The organism is Acinetobacter sp. CAU_H_S139_7 (genome assembly GCF_058599305.1).
This window is the reverse complement of record NZ_CM178651.1, coordinates 2060870-2078178: the sequence shown is the minus strand read 5'-3', so window position 1 is coordinate 2078178 and position 17309 is coordinate 2060870. Positions and strand designations below refer to the sequence as shown.

Below are 17309 nucleotides of genomic sequence, written 5' to 3'. Positions count from 1 at the left end.
AAAATTCTTAGTTGGATTTAATTAATGAATGAGTTTAAGAATTTAATAATATTATTCAACATGAAAAACTATTATTTCTGTTGAGCGTGTTGGTCATTTTTCTGGTTTTGGTTCGGTTGTTTTTGCTGATTCGGATTTTTTTGCGGTTGGTCTGGTTGCTGTTGTTGCTGATCTGGCTTTTTTTGCGGTTGATTTGGCTGCTGCTGTTGCTGATTTTTCTGCTGTTGATTTTGATTAGTCATTTTACTGAACCTCATAAGATTAGAATTAATCTACATTAATTGATCAGTAGATTTATTATTAATATCATAATTTGTGTTTTAAAAAACATCAGAGGTGTTACATTTTAATTTTTGAGTTAAATTGTGTTTGTTTTAAAAGTTTAGGTATTGATAATAAATGGAAATATATATTTTGTTTTTTACAAAAGGCTAACAATGTTTAATTTTATTCTTAATTCATATTTATATCTTTTTGATTGGAGTTGTGTTTGTAATTTATTGATTTTTTTTAATTTTAAAAAAAAGAAAAATCCGTGTAGGATATCAACAGAATAACGACAGAAATAATAGCAGTGCTTGTACTTTCAATAAATACAGTTAACAATTTTATAAATTAGATAAAATGCTTTTTCACTAATTTTAAGCACCATATTTTTTTAATTTTAATGAATGTGATTGAAATCACATATAGTGAAATGTTTCTTTATTTCAAATATTATAATTATTTACTTAAATTTTTGTATTTTAAAACTAAATAAACTAAAGGATTACATTTGTTAACGTTTCTTTTCAAAGTTGTTAATTAATTAAGTACAAGTGTCAATTATGTTGGTATAAGTTATTTACCGCGAGAGAATTATAATGCCTACTGCAGTAAAAGAGAGAATTTTAAATTTAATAACCGATGCCCATCAGAAATATTTTGAAATAACACAATTTTTCTTAGATCCATCAATGTCACGTTCTGAAAAAGAGTTGAAAGCTTATCATTTCCTAGAAAACGAAATACTTCATTTGGATAGTGATTTCTCTGATTTTCCTACTAATGTTGATCAATTGGCAGTCTGGATGCAGAAACATAATAAAACGCAATGCTTGCATTACAAAGAGTACTTAGAAAGGCGTGAAAATGGGAGTGCAAGGGAGTTTTTTGGAACTACAAGTAAAGCTTATGAATTTTTATACAAAGTAGCACCGACCAAACGTGTAGACGGTGCTTGGCTTTATAGCTTTACGCAGTACTGGAATGATCCAGCTTTTAGAGACTTTATACAGATATATGTTGAGGAGTTGGGGTTAGGTTCTAGTCAAAGTAACCATGTAAAAATTTTCAATAAATTACTTCTATCACTTGGTCTTCATCAATTTTCAATGAATTTACCTGATGAATACTATCACCAGTCAGCAATACAATTGGCTTTAGCTTATGCTCCATCAGATTTTATACCCGAGATTGCAGGTTTTAATTTTGGATACGAACAACTACCACTTCATTTACTGATTACAAATTATGAACTTAAAGAGTTAGGTATTGATTCCAAATATTTTAACCTACACATTACAATTGATAACTTTGATAATGGACATGCTCAATTAGCTACAAATGCGATCAAATGTTTAGCCAAACGTTACCCAAATCAATCCGAATTTATTCGTAAATTAAAGATAGGCTTTTTATTGAATAATCGGGGAATTAGCTCAGTTCAAATAATAAAGAACCTAAATACTGAGCGAGTGGTTCTGGACATTTTCAAGAGCAAAGCTTTGGTTGGAAAGCACATGCATAATGAGAAATGCAAGTTTAAGAATAAGTCTGTAAATTCATGGCTATCAGAAGAAGATCAGGTTGAGGAATTCATTCTTGAGCTAATAAAAATAGGATGGATTAAGCTTAACGAAGATCCTGAACATAGCCGATTTTGGAAAATGATCAATGATGAAGATGGGAAAATGTTTGGAGTTTTCTCTGCTGCAGAAAAAGCTTTTATTTATGATTGGATTGCTGGTGCTAATTCAAGTAGACGCATTAACCCAGTAAATACAGAATATATAAAAAACTTTATAGAACTAAATGATTTTAGTTATTTGTCAGAAAAGGAATTATTGCTGTTACAGCAGCAAATTCAGATATCTACAAATACTGGACATAAAATTAGCAAATTGATGCCATATTTAGCTCCACATCAACATCACCAAGAGATTGGTTTATGGGCTACGCAAAAAGTAGTTGAATATATTTTCCCATTCTTAGGCAGTAATTTTAAATAAGAGTAGGCTAACTTATTAATTTATACAGAATAGATGTAGTCTATGACAAATAGATTGCATCTCGCTATTTTTTACACGTATGAAATGAAACACCTTTGATTCAAACGGACATTGCGAAGGCTTAGGGCTTTTTTGAAATTACTTACAAAGAAATAAAGAGTACGATCAAATTCTAGCCGTACTCTTTATTTTACGATAATTTAAATAGCTTGCCATTGTTGCTTAACTTCTTCTGAATTTTTAATCAGAACTACTTTGTCATCTTTGACCTCACCAATCCATGCCGTTGGGATCAGATGATGCTGATCATTTTCATCACGCGTCAGTTTGAGTTGGCTATCACCTTCGAGATGATCAACTGTTCCGACTTTGGTACCACAAGAAGCAATTACATCTGAATGTTTTTTAATATCTTGAATATTTAAAGTACTCATTTCTTAAACCTCTTTTATAAACATTACAACACAGAAGCCTTTAAGCTACTGCTTATTTCCTCATAATTGTTGGATTTTAAATAATCCTTACATGATGATTTTATAGATTCACTTAAACCTACTATTTAGTTAACAATGAAACAAAAAGAAATAAATAGTTAAATAATTACGAATAATTATCTTTTCATTACAATTTATCTATTTAACTAAACAGATTATTTCAATTATTGTTTAAATAAACTCATTTGAATTAACATTTTAAGAATGAATAGAAAAATATTTATAAAAAGCTCAACTTTAGACATATTAAATCGCTTTGAGCAGTATTCAGCTGAAGAAAAGCTAACTCAACGTCCAATTGTGTTGAAACAGTTGATTCATTCTGTTGGACGATTGCCTGACCCTGCTTCGGGACAAACCTATCAACGCTGGCAAATTTTTGCCCAGATAGCTGGCTTTGACCTAAGTTTAGCAAAGCTTTTTGAGTCCCATTTTGATGCTTTAAGTATTTTGCATGAACTCGGTTATCAACATGAAATCAATGAGGAGACATGGGCTGTTTGGGCTGCCGATGGTGGACCCGTGCCGTTACAGGTCGAAAATGGGCTTTGTAATGGAATTAAGCCGTGGTGTTCAGGCGCTGAATTTATTCATAAAGCATTAATCAGTTTTAAAGATCAACAGGGGCAATCTCAGCTCTGCATTATTGACCTCAACCAATCCTTGATCACCATTGATCTGGCTCACTGGCAAGCTATAGGCATGAAGGGAACACAGACCGCAAGAGTCAATTTTCAAGAGATAGCAGTCAAACTCATTGGTCACCCCAATGACTACCTTGATCGGGTTGGTTTCTGGCATGGTGCTGCGGGTGTTGCAGCTTGCTGGTACGGTGCCGCGGTGCGGTTAGTGGATGAGCTACAACAAAGTTGCCTTAAAGCCCCTAATCCTTTTAAGAAAATGTATTTAGGGCGGTTGGTAACTCGACTTGCTGTAACCCGACAATATTTCCAATATATCGCGCAACTGATTGATAGCCAACCCAAGCTTAGCCATGAACGGGATGTACGGATCTTGCGTGCGCAGGCAGAACAAAGCTGTTTGGAGGTTATTGAAGGGGTAGGAAAAGCGCTTGGAGCACGGCCTTTTTGTGAACAAGCAACTTTTGCCAGCCTAATGGCTGATTTACCTGTATTTATTCGGCAAAGTCATGCGGCATTCGATGATGAGCAAATTGCTGAACGATGTTTACAGGAGCAAATATCATGGCAGCTCTAAAACATCCTTTAGTCGAAGATCGTATTATTGAAGGGCAAGGGACCTCCCGAGAACAATGGCTGCATGCATTTGAGCAGCAGCCGCTTTCTCTACTCAATTTTAAAAAATTTCAGTCTAAAAGAATCTTGATTGTTGCACCCCATCCAGATGATGAGATACTGGGGTGTGGCGGCTTGATGCAACAATTAATTATGTTGAATTGTCAGTTGGTGATCGTGGCCGTAAGTAATGGGACACAAAGCCATCCACATTCAACCAAATACAGCCCAGATCAATTAGATCAAATTCGCCCACAAGAAAGCTTGGCGGCCTTACAGCGTCTAGATATTTCTGAATATGTTCAACGTATTGCACTAAATTTACCAGATGGGCAGATTCATTTGCACAGGGAACATCTGTGGCAAGAATTAGACAAGTTGGTTAAAGCGGAAGATATTTTAATTTGTAGCTATGCACAGGATGGGCATCCAGATCATGAAGCGGTAGGAAAAACTGTACAGGCATTTGCTCTAGCTCATGACATGTCATATTTACACGTGCTGATCTGGGCTTGGCATTGGGCGCTACCACTAGATCCGCGTATCAACTGGCAAAAGGCTAGAGCTTACAACTTAACTCAGGCTCAATTAATCAAAAAACGTCGGGCCATCATGCAGTTTAAGAGTCAGATTGAAGCTGATGAAAGTACAGGCAATTCTGCGATTTTATCTCCAGCAATCATCGAACGTTTGTTAATGCCTTGGGAGGTTTATCTTTGTGAATGATTCTAGTCAATATTTCGAAGCCTTATATCATCACAATAACGACCCTTGGGGCTATGATTTACATTGGTATGAAGCTCGTAAAAGGCAGATTTGTTTGGCATTGCTTACTCAACAGCATTATTCATCAGTGTTGGAAATCGGCTGTTCCAATGGCCATTTAAGTGTACATTTAGCCAAACGCGCTGATCAGCTTTTATGTCTAGATTTTTCTGAACATGCTGTTCATTGGGCCTCTAAACGTTTAGAGAATTTGAAGCATGTGAGCGTTCAACACCAAAAAATTCCTGAATATTTTCCTGAACAGAAATTTGATCTGATTGTCATCAGTGAAGTGGCCTATTACTTATCACGCAATGAACTGCATGAACTGATCGATCAGCTCCAAGACAGTTTAACGCCACAAGGTGAAATTCTGTGTTGTCACTGGCGTCACGCCATTCAGGATTTTGAACTAGATGCTTATCAAGTCCATCATTGTTTAAAACAATCTTTGTTGTTCACTCATTATTTAAGTTTGAATGATCCAGATTTCATCATTGATATCTGGACGGTAAATCCTTCATCTTTGGCAAAACAACAGGGCTTAGTATGAAAATAGGTATTGTTATCCCAGCCCATAATGAGGAACAAAATTTATCCGCTTGTTTGCAGTCAATTAAACACGCTATACAGCATATAGGTCACGGTCAGGTCGAGATTCTAGTGGTTTTAGACAGTTGTACTGACCAGTCCCTCATGATTGTAAAGTCACATCAGATGAATTGGCTTGAATGTAATTTTGCTTGTGTGGGCAAGGCCAGAGACCTTGGCATTAGGCAGCTAATCGATCAAGGAGTTACATGGGTCGCTTGCACGGATGCTGATACAATTGTAGATCCTGATTGGTTACTATGCCAAATGCGACATCAACCAACAGATGCCATTTGTGGAATCGTTATACTGGATGATCTTAGTCACTTATCAATACAACAACAGCAAAAATATCTGACGCATTATCAGGACATGATGAATCATCAACATATACATGGGGCGAATTTAAGCTTTAGTGCCGAAGCCTATATTAAGGCGGGAGGCTTTGAACCTATTCCTTGTCATGAGGATGTCTCATTAATTGAAAAATTTATTAAGCAATGTTGCAAAATCACTTGGAGTAATTTGGTTCGCGTCACCACTAGCAGTAGATTAAATGGACGTGCACCTGAAGGTTTATCGTACTTTTTAAAACATTTATAAAATTGATCTGATTTGGTGGAGAAAGCTAATCCACAGCTATACCGAGTGAAATATATTATTCAGCTTTATAAATGAACTGCTTAATTCAGTCATTTCTTCAAAACTTAAGTAAATTCATATCTTTGCCTTGTTTAATTGAAAAGCTAAGAATAAAAAGTGTTAAAAATAAACGCTTTAATTTTATTTAAATAAATGAAGATAAATGATTGATATGTAGCGATTTTATTTCTTGCAAAAAATACTATTTTTAGCTTGGTTTTGTGTATAATTTCGCCATAAAAGCCTCTGTGGATTTATAGAACTTCTCTATAGATTAGCAGGGGTTTTTCTATGGCGATTTATCCGAGATGGACGCTCTGAGTTAATTTGTGTGGATGGTATTAAATGATCCTTTTTTCCAGAACTGCTCTTATTGATCCTGAAATTCAATTAAGTGCTCAACGTCTTTCAACTCGTTTTAGCTTTTTCGGTCTTGGTTTCGCCACGGCTGCATGGGCGCCGCTGATTCCTTTTGCCCAGCAACGTTTGCATTTTAATCATGCCGATTTTGGTTTGTTGCTATTATGCAGCGGCTTAGGTGCAATGCTAGCTATGCCTGCGACAGGTAAAATTGTTCAGCGTATTGGTTGTCGTGTGCCGATCGGTTTCGCTTTACTCTTGCTTGCCGTTTTATTGCCAAGCCTAAGCTTATGGACCTCGCCGTTAATGATGGCGATCACCTTATTCTTATTTGGTACAGCAGCAGGAAGTCTGGGTGTTGCACTCAATATTCAGGCCGTAGTGGTTGAGAAAAATAGCTTAAAATCATTGATGTCTGGCTTTCATGGTATGGCGAGTCTAGGCGGATTAGCTGGGGTACTGACGATTACTGCATTGCTTGCTTTAAGTATTTCGTCTGTTATGAGCGCATTTGCTGTGAGTTTACTGTTGGTAATTATTGTTTTTCTTTCAGTGCCATACAACATAAAAGCTGTAGAAAACACCCTTCTTGAAGCGTCATCGAAAGTGAAAAAGTCGATACGACAGCGTCTGCCACAACCTTTGATTATATTAATTGGTATTGCCTGCTTCATCATTTTCATGACGGAAGGTGCGGCGATGGACTGGAGTGGTATTTATTTAACGCAACAATATGGAGTTAATGCCGCTTTTGCGGGATTGGCGTATACCTTCTTCGCGATTGCCATGACCACAGGACGTTTTACGGGGGATTATCTGATCCGTTATTTTGGTGAAAAAAAGCTTTTAACCTATAGCGCGATTTGTGCAACTTTAGGTTTAGCTTTGGTCAGTATCGCGCCTTATTGGTGGCTGGTTTTAGTGGGTTATACACTGGTTGGGACAGGTTGTTCTAACATCGTCCCGATCATGTTTTCCCGTGCTGGACGTCAGACGGTGATGCCGAGCGCAGTTGCATTGTCTTGTGTTTCGACCATGGCTTATACGGGTATTCTGGTTGGACCTGCTTTCATTGGAATGGTGAGTGAGCTGATTGGCCTAAGTACAGTGTTTATGGCACTATCGGGTCTATTATTATTGATTGTGGCTTTAAATCGGTTTACTTATGTGAAATAAGCCTCATAGTGAATTGAACTGGCAATATCTGGATACTGCCAGTTCCTTACAAATCAAAGTACTATAAATTTTGATAAATAGGGTTAACGTTACGCATTCCCAGGAATCTGAAATCCTGCATAGCGGTTTTGTTCTGTAAGTCGTTAAGAAATGCATTGCGCCACTCATTAATATCAAAATCTTTTAAACCTTTCATCAGTTGTTTGTAACGTGAAATACGTTCACGTCGTGGCATTTCCAGTGCTTTTTTTAAGGCATTGACCATCGCCATTTTGTCGGTGGGATCAACCAGAAGTGCTTCAGACATCTGTTCCGCTGCACCTGCATATTTGGATAGAATAAGTACACCAGGATTTGATGGATTTTGCGCGGCAATATATTCTTTCGCGACCAGATTCATCCCGTCTCGTATTGAACTGATCCAGCACACATCGGCTTGACGATAGATTTGCATCAAATGATGATGTTTTATTGCATCATAAATACATTCCACGGGTTGCCACTCTTCCTTTGCAAATTCCTGATTAATCATCTCGATCTTAATCTTGAAACGCTCAAATAAACGTTGATAAGCTGGAACTTCCAAACGACATGGGCAAGCAATTTGTAAATGTTGAATATGCTGCTGATACTCAGGATATTTCTCTAAGAACTCTGCATAGGACAAAAAGCGTTCCAGTAAACCTTTTGAATAATCAATCCGATCTACGCCGATAATGGTTTTTGCAGCATTCAGCTCTACTGGACGGGTAAGGAAGTCTTGTACATCAATAAACTTATGAGCCGCTTTTTGAATCGCTGTTGGATTTACACCAATTGGATAGCATTTAATTATGGTTAAACGTTGATGGTAGCTTAATAAAGTTTGTTGAATTTTCTGTGCGTTCAATAAAGATGTGCATACTTGCATACACACTTTTTGATCTTTATCTGTTTGTAGACCCACCACATCGTATTGGCATAGATCCTCAATCAATTGTTGAGCACATGGAATTTTTTGCCAGATAAATAAAGGTGCAAAAGGAATGTGCAGGAAAAATCCAATTTTATTCTGCATACCGAGTTCACGGCAATATTTCGCCACACTTAAAAAATGATAATCATGAACCCAAATGGTATCGTCTGGATCTGCAATTTCGGCAAGTTTTTGAGCGAATAAAGAATTTACTTTTTGATATCCTTCGTATTCTGATGTTTTAAACTCAATCAGGTCTGAACGATAATGCATGGCAGGCCAAAGTGAATTGTTGGCAAACCCTGCATAATAATCTGAATATTGAGAATTTGTTAAAGGGCAGGTGACATAATCAACTTTATCCTTCCGAAAAATATTAAAATGTACTTCCTCTTGCTTATGAACTCGTTCGCCATTCCATCCGAGCCATACACCACCAATATCATCTAATGCATCTTGTATAGCGACTGCAAGCCCACCTGCGGTAGTTTTTTGCCCGTTGGGAATACTGACTCGATTCGATAAAATAATTAATTTAGACATGTTTTCTCTCCATCTAAGTTGTTGTTACCCTTAAAATTGTTATCATGGTTTCGAATATGGTCTAAAAATAATTCTAAAAAATCATATACTTGCTTTGTGTCTTTAAGCTGGTATTTGGCATGGGTAAGCCCTTGACCGACTTTGATTGAGATGCCATCTTCCAACTGATTCACAAAATAAAAACCATCTTCGTCCGTAAAGTCATCACCAATGAAAATTGGTGTGTAAACCTCATACTGGTTTAAATGAGCTAAAACTTCCTTGATTGCCAAGCCTTTATTGGCTTGAGCGGGTATTAATTCATAAACGAATTTCCCTTGAATTAATCTTAGGTTGGGGAATATCTTTTGAGCTTCTAACATTATTTTTTTTGCTATATCTTCTAGCTCTGGAGCTTTCCTATAATGCAACGCAATTGATGATTTCTTGTTTTCAATCAGTAAACTTGGATAGGCGATACATGCTCGAGCTAAAATTTTGTGAATATGTGAAATTTCTAAGAAACCCTTTGGTGTACGTAATTCTTTTTCATTTCCAAGATATATTTCTAATCCATGCAATGCAGCAATTGGAAGATCAAGGGATTCAAATAATTTACGTGCAGAATCAATGTCTCGTCCTGTCACAGCTATAACAGGAATTTTATTTGAAATAATTTGTCTTAAAATATTTAAAGTCTTAGTCGGAATATAACTGTTAGTAGGATCTAATTGAAAATCAGATAAAGTTCCATCTATATCTAAGAATAGACATGGCTTATTGTAATTTGAGTTAAGCTTGTCTCTTAATAAAGAGTTCAAGTATTCTAATTGTGAAATTGATTCATCTATTATATTTCTCAATTTTAGTATCTCATATTTCAATTATATTTTATTATAGGTTGATATTTTTTTTATAATACTTAAGTTGTCAATAAGCAAACACAAGTAGAACGTAATTTACATCAGTAATGCTTAGAATACATGGTAAATATTTCTTACATTTTTAATAAGAATTCATTTTTTATATTTATTATAGCTTTGCTACACAAAGATGTATAAGTTGAAGTCGCTTTATTGCATAAACCTATTCTTGAAGGCTTCTTCAGCAATATAATTTTCAAATGAAGAAGCCTACACACAAAATCTACCGCACAACCAATTGGCCCGCATATAACCGAGCTCTCATTAATCGTGGGAATATTGCCATTTGGTTCGATCCAAAGACCTAGTGTATGCACAATCACAAGGCAAGCATGGTCGAAATCAAACTTACTCTGACACCGCTATTCAATATTGTTTAATGATCAAATCCTTATTCCATCTAATGTAGACCAAAAAGTAAAATAAAATTTTCCCATATTATTAACTTATTATTCCTTAAATGTCTCATTCAAAGCTTGTTGTACAGCATCAACACGTGTTTTACAGGCTTTGTATGCCACCATAGACTCTTCAACGATTTTCATTAAATTGTCGATGTCTGGCTCTTCCTGTGACTCCAATAGCTCGGCATTCTTTTTAAGGACTCCATAGCCTTCCTTGAAAGAGAGTTCTTTTTTACTCATTACTAATTACCTTCGTTACATTTGCTTGAATGGTGCCATCCTGTAATTCGACCTGGATGCTATCACCTGAAATCTGTTGAATAGAGCGAATAGCTTTTCCTTCACTACGAACAATTCCGTAGCCTTTAGCCATCACGGTTCTTGGATTCTGAATTAGGGTTTCCCGCAGCAGTGATTCGACTTGATTAGTTGCCAGTTTGATCTGTTGCTGGGCTAAATAATGTAGGGTGCTTAGCATCAAATCTACGCTCTTATTTGCTTCATTAATCTGTCCATGCGCAAGCGTCTTAATCACTCTCATGTATTGATCATTTTGGCTTTGGTACGCCGTGATTTGATGTTGGGATAATAGCTTAATGGTTTGGAATAAATCTAAGACATCCTGAGTCCGTTCAGCAATTAGATTACGAATGCCACTAATTACCTTACTTGGTGTATCAAAAGAACGGTTTGCAACTTCATCCAATATCGTACGGTCTTTCTCGTGACCAATGCCGACCCAAATCGGAACGGTTCGTTTGGCCAACAATGCTGCTAGTTCATAATCATTTAAATAGGCAAGGTCGTTTACAGCACCACCGCCGCGAATAATCACAATGAGATCAGGTGGTGTATTGAAATCGGTAGCCCATTGTCTGAGGCCATTACTTAGAGAGGTGATAATACTTTGCGCAGCTGTGTTCCCTTGGAATGTTGCTGAGTAGTACTTGAAATGACATACATCAGATTTTTCTAAAGCATCAGCATCTTTTTTGAAGTCACCTAGACCTGCAGCATTTTCAGGAGCAATTACCAGGACATTCTGAATATCAAAAGGAGTAGGGACGAGCTTGTTTTTATTTAATAGGCCTTCAGAGGTAAGTCTTTCTAAAATTTGTTGATAGTGCCGTGCAATGTCTCCAAGCGTATAGCTTGAATCAATATCTTCAACATTCACCGAAAAGCCATACTGAGGATCAAACTTGGCTCTAACTTTTAACAAGACATTTAAATCCTTTGAAAGCTCTACACCGCTTTCTCTTTCAAACTTAAGCACCATTTTCTGAGCTATAAATTTCCAGATGGTTCCTTTACAACTCGCTATAACTTTGTCGGTACTTTCATCCTTTTCAGCTAACTCAAGATAGTAATGTCCGCCCTTAATATTTAGATTACGGATCTCAGCTTTCACCCATACAGGCTCATTGAAAGTAATTTGAATTACTTCCTGTACTGTGGATAGATAATCACTAAGAGAAAACTGAGGTTCAGACATTAGGTCAATTATTTTAAGTGGTTAGATGAATAGTATTAAAGCAAAGCTATAAGTGCAAATTGAGAATATGCTCACTTGACCTTGATCAAGGTATATGGCATATTTCTTCTATAGTGGACGTACATATAGAAATTCACTTAATTACCGTAAAAAGCTCATCATTTGATGGGCTTTTTTTGTTACTAGATAATTTGGTATAAAATGCGAATGAGATCTCAATATAAACCAAGTATATTATTTGGTATTAAGTTCTCCATGGTAGTTAATATCAGTTTATACCTGCACCTTCCCCAAGTTGCAGGTTTTTTTTTCTTCATTTTTTATTCGATTAATGATTTAATTATTTTGTTGTAAATAAAAACAACGATTCCTTGTTTCGGCGCAAAAGACCAAGGGGAAAGCCTTACAGAAATGTAGGGCTTTTTTAATAGGAGCTTAACTTAATCGTATTGGTATAAATTTTAATTTTTTATCAGATGCTTAGTCGATAAAGTGCGTTCAAATAATTGCGCTTTTTTGTTCTGATATATTTTAATCATTACTTACAACAAGAAGAATAGAAATGAATATTTGTATCGGTGGTGATTTAGATGGCAGGGTAATAGTGCTTGATAAACCATGTTTTAATGCTAAAAAAGTAAACAAGACAAAAGCAGAAAACTACATTAAGCAAATGTATGTCATACATGGTGACGTCTATTATTTTTGGCGTGATGCTGAGCTTAAATTGTTGGAAGTTACTCAACGTATAGAGATCTTACTGGCAAAGACTAAGCGAAAATCTATTTAACTGTCCCTGATAGTAAGTTTTTTATTGTCTTTATCCGTAAAAGAAATTAGTTTAAATTGAACCAATTGTTAAAATAATTATGAGAACGGAAAAAATGAATAGAAAATTTGAACTACATGTGGTTAGCCAGATCTATGACTTTTTAGTTGAAAGAGAGGCGTTTACCTCACTAAACCTTGATCGGAAAGTTACGGAGTTTTTTCGGGAAGTACATGTAGGACGAGAAGAAGATTTTACAATTCTTGAATCAAATAAAATCTCAGGAAACTTTGGTGAAGTTTCCTATATCAATTTATTGAATGTCCCTAATTTCAACGATAAAGATAAATTTCTGAAATGGGCACATAAAGCTTTAAATTTATAAGTTGTAATAAATCAGTGTAATTTAATAGGAATTGTTTCATTGTTTAACAAATTCAATTACATAAATAATAATGTGGTTACATTATGAACAGTAATTCATCAGAAGGCGGTTAGATAAATACAAATCACAGTGATATGTTTGAATCAAAAGTTCTACATGGATGGAATTAAAGATGAAATTCTTAACTTTGGTGAGCATAGGTGCGGTAGCAAGTTTCTGTTTATTGTTAAAGAGTCACACTACTGAAAATTCATTTCATTCAAACTTCGATAAAGTTGTTCGAAATGCTGTCTTACAGGGATTCATATAAATATAGATGCCTAAGATATATAGCTTTTAAGTACTTAAAGGAGAAATAAGATGATCAGATTATTAATGTGTATATTTGGCCTTCATGGTGCTAGAGAGATTGATTACACCAATGACCAAAAAGAAATTTGTGTATGCCGAGAGTGCTTGAAGAAAGTCAAGAGTCCTTATAAACAGGTATAATTTCTTTTTATGAAAAGACAGTCTAAAAAATCTGAGCATATAACCTCAAATTGGACAACCGAGCAAGATAGTTTCTTAATTGAAAATAGTTTTATGGTGATTGAGCAGCTTATCAATCATCTGCCTTTTACTGAAGATGAAATTATTAAGCGTAAAGAGGTACTAGGTCTCACTAGAAGACATAGACAGATGCGTAAATTTTTAAGCAATCCATCTTAAGAGAGTTCTAAGCCTCTATTTTTTTAAAACGGATCAGACATAAAAGACCCCGTTCGATATCTATTATTCGCGGAGGTTTTTTTCTCTTATGGATGTTGTTATACAACTTTATACACTTAATTAACGTCACAGTTACTTTTATAAAATCTCTTACATGTCTATCCCTAGAATTTGTGATAATTGTTTGCATTTAGAGTCAAATGCATTCTTAATGACTAGAGCATTAAATAGAACAATAGAAGGAGATGGATATGACCTCGCAAGAAGTACTCGTATTTTCAGCCTCAGCATTTGGTCTCACATTACTCATTTATGAGTTTGGACAGATGTCCATGATGTTTAGTTAAACCACCTTCGGGTGGTTTTTTATTGCAAGATATAACTACATCACAATATGGATAGAATATGTAAACTGGTTAAATTTTAGTGTAATTATGAATTTACAATATTTACTGGAAGTTTCGTTTACGTAACAAACGAGTAATTAATGGCTTTGTTGCATAAATATGTAAGCATCTGATTTAAATAAATTTAATTTTAGATCATAAAATTATCAAAACTTTTAAAATCATATAGTTATGAAATCTTTGTGCAACAAAGCCAAGAATAGATGGTAGGTTTATATAGGAATATGCAATAATTCATGTGCTCCAGCTATCTACAATATTTGCCCAATCCTGAAGCATCTTTCTACGATCAGTCAAATATTTCGCATGGTTATATGAAGCGCGGGTCTTATTTACTTCGGCATGGGCTAGTTGTGTTTCAATCCAGTCAGTATTATAGCCAAGGCCATTTAATTCAGTTGAGGCTGTAGCCCTAAAGTCATGAGCTGTTACTTGATTTAAGCCAATATATGTAAGCATTTTGTTTAGAGTAGTTCTAGAGATCATGCAGTCTCTTTTTTGCGGGGAAGGGAATACATATTTTTGATCTTTAGTAAAAGCATATTGTTCATTCAAAATATTAAGTAATTGATTGGAAATGGGAACGATATGAACTCGATTTTTCTTCATTATTCGTTCTTGCTTTAATCGTCTAGAGGCTTTAGGAAATTTGATAATCTTCTCTTCAAAATCTACAAAACTCCATTCCATTTTTCTTATTTCAACAGTCCTGAGCATAGAGTAAAGCATTGCCAAACATGCATTCTTAACGGTTGTAGAACCTCCATAACTATCAATATTTTGTCGTAGTGCATTCTTCTCATGCTTTTCAAGTGGTCGAGCATGTTCTACCTCAGGGGATTCAATGGCCTCCCTTACCGCGTAGGTGGGATCGTTATCAGCGCGTAAAGTCACAATTGCATAGCGCATAACTAAACCAATGAATCTACGATTAAGGTTAGCAGCAGACTCACCAGTGCCATGCTTCCCTTGACTTAATACACGTTGAACAGTGTTCTTCATAATGGATAAGATATCTGCAGAGCTAACGTCATTGATTGGCTTATTGCCAATGGCTTTGTAGACATCCTTTTCCATAGAATTATTAAAACGGCCGATATAGTCCTCTGATTTGTACTTCATTCTCTCTTGAACATATTCTTGAGCAATGGCCTTAAATGTATTGTTAACAGCCAATTCTTTTTCAATTCTATCTTTTTTCTTTTCTTCAACAGGGTTCAAGCCTTTAGCAAGTTTAGCTTTAGCCTCGTCTTTAAGCTTACGAGCATCCTGAAGTGATACTGCAGGGTATTCGCCAAAACTAATAGTCCCTTCTTTTCCATGTAAGACAAATTTGAATCGCCAAATTTTTTTACCAGTCGGGCGCACTTCAATATATAAACGTTCAGCATCAAGTATTCGGTAAGATTTTTCTAGTGATTTTAAAGTTCTGACTTTTGCATCGGTGAGCATACGGGTATCTTGTTAATAGAAATATGTTACCCGTTAAGATACCCGTTTTTATTGAGGATTAAAATAGAATAAAAAAGACTAAAATAGAGTGTAAGTTTTGTTTTGTAAGGGTTTTAGTGGTTTTCATTAGATTGTAACGGATTGATACAGACTCATATTATCAGCATTATTCAGGATGACGATTTTCATAGTCAATAACTTCTGTAATTACATAAAATAAGAAATATCAAGATTTATTTAATAGAGAAATGTAGTTATTTCTCGTATAAATCTCAAAAACAGCGGAATTCGATTAAGCTATTATGCGATAAGAAGAGTGGAAAGTATTGTCTATCGGCAATTATTTTTTAAATTTGCCAATTATAATAAAAGGGAGCACCTGCAAAATGGGTTATCAGAAGATCATCGTTCCTGCGGATGGTAGTAAAATTACCGTAAACGCAGATTTATCATTAAATGTTCCAAATCAACCGATTATTCCTTTTATTGAAGGCGATGGTATTGGTGTCGACATTACACCAGCCATGAAAACTGTAGTAGATGCTGCAGTACAAAAAGCATATGGTGGTAAACGCTCGATTGAGTGGATGGAAGTCTACTGCGGTGAAAAAGCCAATAAAATTTATGGCTCTTATATGCCAGAAGAAACTTTTGATGCGCTACGCGAGTTTGTGGTTTCAATTAAAGGCCCCTTAACAACACCCGTCGGCGGGGGCATTCGTTCTTTGAACGTGGCGCTACGCCAAGAATTAGATTTGTATGTCTGTGTACGCCCTGTACGTTGGTTTGAAGGGGTACCATCACCTGTTCAGCACCCTGAACTGACTGACATGGTCATTTTCCGTGAAAACTCAGAAGATATTTATGCAGGAATTGAGTGGAAAGCCGATTCTCCCGAGGCAAAGAAAGTAATTAAGTTTCTCAAAGAAGAAATGGGCGTGACTAAAATCCGCTTTGAAGATAACTGTGGTATCGGGATTAAGCCTGTATCGAAAGAGGGAACGCAGCGTCTTGTGCGTAAAGCCATTCAATTTGCCATTGATAATGATAAGCCGAGTGTGACCTTGGTTCACAAAGGCAACATCATGAAATATACCGAAGGAGCGTTTAAAGAGTGGGGTTATGAACTTGCGATGGACCGTTTCGGTGGTGAGCTCATTGATGGCGGGCCATGGGTAAAAATTAAAAATCCAAAAAATGGTAAAGACATCATCATTAAAGATGTGATTGCCGATGCATTCTTGCAGCAGATTTTAATGCGTCCTGCGGACTATTCAGTGATTGCGACTTTAAACCTGAATGGTGACTATATTTCTGATGCACTGGCTGCAGAAGTTGGAGGGATTGGTATTGCGCCGGGTGCGAATATTGGTGGGGCGATTTCTGTTTATGAAGCCACGCACGGAACAGCGCCAAAATATGCCGGTCAAGATAAAGTCAATCCAGGCTCCATTATTCTTTCTGCTGAAATGATGCTACGGGATATGGGCTGGGTAGAGGCGGCAGATTTGATTATTAAAGGCATTTCAGGGGCAATTGAGGCGAAAACAGTCACTTATGATTTTGAGCGATTAATGCCGAATGCGACCTTATTGCGTTGTTCGGAGTTTGGTGAGGCTATTATTGCGAATATGGAATAAGCCTTAAGCTAAAAATGATAGAAACCCGCATATACTGCGGGTTCTCTTTTGTTGGCTTGAGAATAGCTGTGGAAATATGATTACAATGTAAG

At 36.1% G+C, this 17309-nt stretch carries 17 protein-coding genes and 1 pseudogene; 11 read left to right on the top strand and 7 right to left on the bottom strand.

The genetic code is table 11. The features are described 5' to 3' along the window. Positions 1-71 precede the first annotated feature (71 nt). Positions 72-242 (bottom strand): hypothetical protein, encoded by a 171-nt coding sequence (locus AC4MC0_RS10180; RefSeq protein WP_171249066.1) that lies wholly within the window; start codon positions 240-242, stop codon positions 72-74. A 621-nt stretch (positions 243-863) separates the two neighbouring features. Here AC4MC0_RS10180 and AC4MC0_RS10175 point away from each other — a divergent pair. After that, positions 864-2270 (top strand): iron-containing redox enzyme family protein, encoded by a 1407-nt coding sequence (locus AC4MC0_RS10175; protein WP_005005848.1) that lies wholly within the window; start codon positions 864-866, stop codon positions 2268-2270. A gap of 200 nt (positions 2271-2470) precedes the next feature. Here the strand turns inward: AC4MC0_RS10175 and AC4MC0_RS10170 are convergent, their stop codons facing one another. Then, positions 2471-2704 (bottom strand): DUF2171 domain-containing protein, encoded by a 234-nt coding sequence (locus AC4MC0_RS10170; RefSeq protein ID WP_004772208.1) that lies wholly within the window; start codon positions 2702-2704, stop codon positions 2471-2473. A gap of 264 nt (positions 2705-2968) precedes the next feature. Here AC4MC0_RS10170 and AC4MC0_RS10165 point away from each other — a divergent pair, with 264 nt between their 5' ends. The 5 genes from AC4MC0_RS10165 (at position 2969) to AC4MC0_RS10145 (ending at position 7554) form a co-directional block, all read left to right on the top strand. Continuing rightward, positions 2969-3982, top strand: coding sequence for an acyl-CoA dehydrogenase family protein (locus AC4MC0_RS10165; protein ID WP_004985006.1), 1014 nt, complete (start codon positions 2969-2971; stop codon positions 3980-3982). Continuing rightward, positions 3970-4746: a PIG-L deacetylase family protein gene (locus AC4MC0_RS10160; protein WP_004985005.1), complete on the top strand. Its 777-nt coding sequence runs from the start codon at positions 3970-3972 to the stop codon at positions 4744-4746. The genes AC4MC0_RS10165 and AC4MC0_RS10160 overlap by 13 nt, the downstream gene beginning before the upstream one ends. Further along, positions 4739-5338, top strand: a complete 600-nt coding sequence (locus AC4MC0_RS10155; protein WP_005325058.1) for a class I SAM-dependent methyltransferase — start codon at positions 4739-4741, stop codon at positions 5336-5338. Before AC4MC0_RS10160 ends, AC4MC0_RS10155 begins: the two co-directional genes overlap by 8 nt. Next, positions 5335-5979, top strand: coding sequence for a glycosyltransferase family 2 protein (locus AC4MC0_RS10150; RefSeq protein WP_005325061.1), 645 nt, complete (start codon positions 5335-5337; stop codon positions 5977-5979). The genes AC4MC0_RS10155 and AC4MC0_RS10150 overlap by 4 nt, the downstream gene beginning before the upstream one ends. A 384-nt stretch (positions 5980-6363) precedes the next feature. After that, positions 6364-7554, top strand: coding sequence for an MFS transporter (locus tag AC4MC0_RS10145; protein ID WP_005325067.1), 1191 nt, complete (start codon positions 6364-6366; stop codon positions 7552-7554). Between the two features lie 61 nt (positions 7555-7615). Here the strand turns inward: AC4MC0_RS10145 and AC4MC0_RS10140 are convergent, their stop codons facing one another. Then, a complete protein-coding gene (locus tag AC4MC0_RS10140; RefSeq protein WP_010326898.1) occupies positions 7616-9052 on the bottom strand; it encodes a trehalose-6-phosphate synthase in 1437 nt (478 codons plus the stop codon). Further along, the gene (gene otsB, locus AC4MC0_RS10135; protein WP_005005835.1) at positions 9040-9894 is read right to left on the bottom strand and encodes a trehalose-phosphatase; all 855 of its coding nucleotides are present in this window, start codon (positions 9892-9894) and stop codon (positions 9040-9042) included. The genes AC4MC0_RS10140 and otsB overlap by 13 nt, the downstream gene beginning before the upstream one ends. A 260-nt stretch (positions 9895-10154) precedes the next feature. Here otsB and AC4MC0_RS10130 point away from each other — a divergent pair. Continuing rightward, positions 10155-10357 (top strand): annotated as a pseudogene (locus AC4MC0_RS10130) (transposase); the annotation flags it as partial. Between the two features lie 46 nt (positions 10358-10403). Here AC4MC0_RS10130 and xseB read toward each other — a convergent pair. Next, positions 10404-10598 (bottom strand): exodeoxyribonuclease VII small subunit, encoded by a 195-nt coding sequence (xseB, locus tag AC4MC0_RS10125; RefSeq protein ID WP_004986572.1) that lies wholly within the window; start codon positions 10596-10598, stop codon positions 10404-10406. After that, the gene (gene xseA / locus AC4MC0_RS10120; RefSeq protein WP_005005834.1) at positions 10591-11853 is read right to left on the bottom strand and encodes an exodeoxyribonuclease VII large subunit; all 1263 of its coding nucleotides are present in this window, start codon (positions 11851-11853) and stop codon (positions 10591-10593) included. Before xseA ends, xseB begins: the two co-directional genes overlap by 8 nt. Before the next feature lie 562 nt (positions 11854-12415). Here xseA and AC4MC0_RS10115 point away from each other — a divergent pair. The 3 genes from AC4MC0_RS10115 to AC4MC0_RS10105 all read left to right on the top strand — a co-directional run bounded on the left by AC4MC0_RS10115 (position 12416) and on the right by AC4MC0_RS10105 (position 13718). Continuing rightward, entirely contained in the window at positions 12416-12643 is a 228-nt protein-coding gene (locus AC4MC0_RS10115; RefSeq protein WP_005005832.1) for a hypothetical protein, read from the top strand. Positions 12644-12737: 94 nt separating this feature from the next. Next, positions 12738-13007, top strand: a complete 270-nt coding sequence (locus AC4MC0_RS10110; RefSeq protein WP_491887515.1) for a hypothetical protein — start codon at positions 12738-12740, stop codon at positions 13005-13007. A gap of 501 nt (positions 13008-13508) precedes the next feature. Beyond that, positions 13509-13718, top strand: a complete 210-nt coding sequence (locus tag AC4MC0_RS10105; protein WP_004676710.1) for a hypothetical protein — start codon at positions 13509-13511, stop codon at positions 13716-13718. A gap of 641 nt (positions 13719-14359) precedes the next feature. Here AC4MC0_RS10105 and AC4MC0_RS10100 read toward each other — a convergent pair. Continuing rightward, positions 14360-15577, bottom strand: coding sequence for a tyrosine-type recombinase/integrase (locus AC4MC0_RS10100; RefSeq protein WP_004984978.1), 1218 nt, complete (start codon positions 15575-15577; stop codon positions 14360-14362). A 386-nt stretch (positions 15578-15963) separates the two neighbouring features. On the opposite strand from AC4MC0_RS10100, the gene icd reads away from it, so the two are divergent. Then, positions 15964-17217, top strand: a complete 1254-nt coding sequence (gene icd, locus AC4MC0_RS10095) for an NADP-dependent isocitrate dehydrogenase (protein WP_005401098.1) — start codon at positions 15964-15966, stop codon at positions 17215-17217. Positions 17218-17309: the final 92 nt, after the last annotated feature.

Bases quoted from the DNA above. Each gene is read 5' to 3' on its own strand.
- xseB (WP_004986572.1), bottom strand. From the start codon at position 10,598: ATGAGTAAAAAAGAACTCTCTTTCAAGGAAGGCTATGGAGTCCTTAAA.
- AC4MC0_RS10180 (WP_171249066.1), bottom strand. From the start codon at position 242: ATGACTAATCAAAATCAACAGCAGAAAAATCAGCAACAGCAGCAGCCA.
- AC4MC0_RS10145 (WP_005325067.1), top strand. From the start codon at position 6,364: ATGATCCTTTTTTCCAGAACTGCTCTTATTGATCCTGAAATTCAATTA.
- icd (WP_005401098.1), top strand. From the start codon at position 15,964: ATGGGTTATCAGAAGATCATCGTTCCTGCGGATGGTAGTAAAATTACC.
- AC4MC0_RS10160 (WP_004985005.1), top strand. From the start codon at position 3,970: ATGGCAGCTCTAAAACATCCTTTAGTCGAAGATCGTATTATTGAAGGG.
- AC4MC0_RS10115 (WP_005005832.1), top strand. From the start codon at position 12,416: ATGAATATTTGTATCGGTGGTGATTTAGATGGCAGGGTAATAGTGCTT.
- AC4MC0_RS10100 (WP_004984978.1), bottom strand. From the start codon at position 15,577: ATGCTCACCGATGCAAAAGTCAGAACTTTAAAATCACTAGAAAAATCT.
- AC4MC0_RS10150 (WP_005325061.1), top strand. From the start codon at position 5,335: ATGAAAATAGGTATTGTTATCCCAGCCCATAATGAGGAACAAAATTTA.
- AC4MC0_RS10105 (WP_004676710.1), top strand. From the start codon at position 13,509: ATGAAAAGACAGTCTAAAAAATCTGAGCATATAACCTCAAATTGGACA.
- AC4MC0_RS10110 (WP_491887515.1), top strand. From the start codon at position 12,738: ATGAATAGAAAATTTGAACTACATGTGGTTAGCCAGATCTATGACTTT.
- AC4MC0_RS10170 (WP_004772208.1), bottom strand. From the start codon at position 2,704: ATGAGTACTTTAAATATTCAAGATATTAAAAAACATTCAGATGTAATT.
- AC4MC0_RS10140 (WP_010326898.1), bottom strand. From the start codon at position 9,052: ATGTCTAAATTAATTATTTTATCGAATCGAGTCAGTATTCCCAACGGG.
- AC4MC0_RS10165 (WP_004985006.1), top strand. From the start codon at position 2,969: ATGAATAGAAAAATATTTATAAAAAGCTCAACTTTAGACATATTAAAT.
- xseA (WP_005005834.1), bottom strand. From the start codon at position 11,853: ATGTCTGAACCTCAGTTTTCTCTTAGTGATTATCTATCCACAGTACAG.
- AC4MC0_RS10175 (WP_005005848.1), top strand. From the start codon at position 864: ATGCCTACTGCAGTAAAAGAGAGAATTTTAAATTTAATAACCGATGCC.